This window comes from Microbacterium sp. CH-015, from assembly GCF_049707015.1.
GTDB classification, from domain to species: Bacteria; Actinomycetota; Actinomycetes; order Actinomycetales; family Microbacteriaceae; genus Microbacterium; species Microbacterium aurum.
The window spans coordinates 1-2,640 of record NZ_JBNAFJ010000025.1 but is presented as its reverse complement, the minus strand read 5'-3'; the positions used below and the strand labels follow the sequence as shown (position 1 = coordinate 2,640).

At 66.9% G+C, this 2,640-nt stretch carries 2 protein-coding genes; both read left to right on the top strand.

The window, feature by feature from the left end:
- Positions 1-141: 141 nt before the first annotated feature.
- Positions 142-1,794, top strand: a complete 1,653-nt coding sequence (gene istA, locus ACPYN4_RS15430) for an IS21 family transposase (protein WP_424446868.1) — start codon at positions 142-144, stop codon at positions 1,792-1,794.
- Complete coding sequence (locus tag ACPYN4_RS15425; protein ID WP_076688830.1) at positions 1,787-2,548, top strand: ATP-binding protein; 762 nt, start codon at positions 1,787-1,789, stop codon at positions 2,546-2,548. The genes istA and ACPYN4_RS15425 overlap by 8 nt, the downstream gene beginning before the upstream one ends.
- Positions 2,549-2,640: the final 92 nt, after the last annotated feature.

Here is a 2,640-nt window from a genome sequence, read left to right as displayed (position 1 = left end):
TGTTAAGCCGGCGCTTCGGGTAGCGCCGGTGTAACGATCCGGTAGCGTGCGTGCGGGGATACGGTAGCGTTCCGACGGCGGGTTCGAGTATGACTCTCACCGCGGCCAAGGGCTGGTCGCTGGTGGAGAGGAACGTCGGCGATGACGGACTACCGGCTTGTGATGGGCCTGCTGGTGCAGGGGTATGCGTATAGGCAGATCGAGGCGATGGCGGGGTGCTCACATCGCGCGATCGCTCGGGCCCGCCGGGTCCTCGACGAGGAGGGGTTCACGACGCGTGAGCAGGTCGATGGGCTGTCGCTCGAAGACATCGACAGACTGTTCGCTGATGGCCGCAGGAGCGTGGTCGAGGAGTTCGTCCCGGTCGACATCGAGAAGGTCGTCGCGGCCAGGTTGGGGCGGAACAAGCCGCCGTTGAAGGTGTTGTGGGCCCGGTATCTGGAGACCGATGCCCCTGCTGGCGCGCGGCTCTATGGGTATGAGCGGTTCTGCCAGATTGTCGCGGAGCACGTCCGGGTCAACGATCTGACGCTCCCGATCGCGCATGTTCCGGCGCACACGATGCAAGTCGACTGGGCGGGCACGCAGATGCACCTCACGGACCCGATCACGAGAGAGACGACGCGGGTGTCGGTGTTCGTCGCGTCGCTGCCGTTCTCCGGGATGGTGTTCGCCTATGGGTGTCTGGACGAGAAGCAGCCGGCCTGGCTGGACGCGCACCGCCGCGCGTTCGAGTACTTCGGCGGCGTCACGCAGGTGATCGTGCCGGACAATGCGTCGACCGCGTCGAACCAGATCTCCCGGACCGAGAAGGCCAGGGATGTGAACGCGGCCTATGCCGAGTTCCTGGAGCACTACCGAACGGCCGCGGTCCCAACTCGCTCATATCGGCCGCGTGACAAGGGGCATGTCGAGGCGGGGGTGAAGGTCGTCACGAACTGGGTGATCCACTACCTCGAAGGCCGGGTGTTCACGTCGCTGGACGAGTTGAACGTCGCCGTCGCCGCCCAGGTCGACGCGATCAACGATCGGACTCCGTTCCGTGGTGAGCAGCGGTCACGCCGCGACTGGTTCACCGAGCAGGAGAACGGCGAGTTGATCGCATTGCCTGCTCGTCATTGGGAGCCGGTGATCTGGCGGAAGGCGAAGGTTCACCGGGACTGGCATATCCAACTCGACACGATCAAGTACTCCGTCCCCTCCCGGTTCGCCGGGCTCAGCGTCGACGTCCGGATGATCGGGGAGCAGATCGACGTGCTCGCAGGTGGCGAGATCATCGCGACCCACCAGCAGGGGTCGCGCCGCAACGGCTACGTCACCGACCCCGAACACGCGCCCGTCCATGCCGAGTCGGTGTCGGGGCTTTGGACGCGCGGGTACTTCCTCCGGCAGGCCGCGAAGGTCGGCCCCGGCACGGTCGCTGCGCTGACCCGGTTGCTGGATGGGAAGGTGATCGAGGCGCAGGGCTACCGGTCCTGCATGAACATCCTTGACCTCGGCAAGCGGGGCAGCAGGGTGCTCCTCGAGCAAGCCTGCAAGGGGCTGGTCGACGAGGACCCGCACCGGCAGATCACCTACACCGCCGTCAAGAACCGCATCGCCGCGCTCCGCGCCGGAGTCGACGCCCGCCCCACCGTCAGCGGCGAGATGGGGATCGTCACCGCGTCGCCGGCGGGCGTCCGCGCGCCGGGCCATCGGGACACCAGCCGCGCGCACCTAGCCGGCGCAGGGGCGTTCAGTCTCGACGCGCTCCGATCAGCCGGCAGCCAGGCGGGAGGCGGCCACGATGCTTGACCAACACCTCACCCCCGACGACATGGCCTTGTTCACCCGGCTGCGGATGACCGCGTTCGGGGAAGCGGTGATCGACATCGCGAACGACCCGACCTACGACCAGTGGACGTTCTCGCAGAAGATCCGCCACGCTCTCGAGCAGGAGACCGCTGCCCGCACCGAACGGCGCGTGTTGAAGCTACTGAAAGCGTCGCGGACACCGAACCCGGCCGCCTGCGTCGAGGACATCCATTACCTCGACGGGCGCAATCTGAACCGGGAGCTCGTCGCCCGGCTCGCTGCCTGCCGCTGGATCGACCAGACCCACAACCTCGTGATCCTCGGCAAGTCCAGCGTCGGGAAGTCCTACCTCGCACAAGCGCTTGTGAACGCCGCCTGTCGGCGCGACTACTCAGCCCGCTACTACCGGCTCGACGACCTCGCGAATCAGCTCGCCGTCTACCACCGGCAAGACGCGCAGCGCCTCACGTTCCTGACCGGCCTGCACACCTGCGACCTGCTCGTACTCGACGACTTCCTCACCACCCCGATCACCGGGGAGACAGCCGCCGATCTGCTGAACATCCTCGCCGCTCGTGAAGGACGAGGCTCGACTGTCGTGACCAGCCAGTTCGATCCCGAGGACTGGTATCGGTCGCTGCACGACGCGGTCATCGCCGAGTCCATCCTGAACCGCATCGTCAGCAACGCCGAACTCGTCCAACTCGACGGGCCGAACATGCGCCGCCACACCCACACTGAGACGGCCAGCTGACCACCGGACGCGCGGGCGCGGACCGCTACCCAGTCGCCGCGCCCGCGCTACCCAGTCGCCGCATCCGCGCTACCCGAAGCCCCGGCTAAACA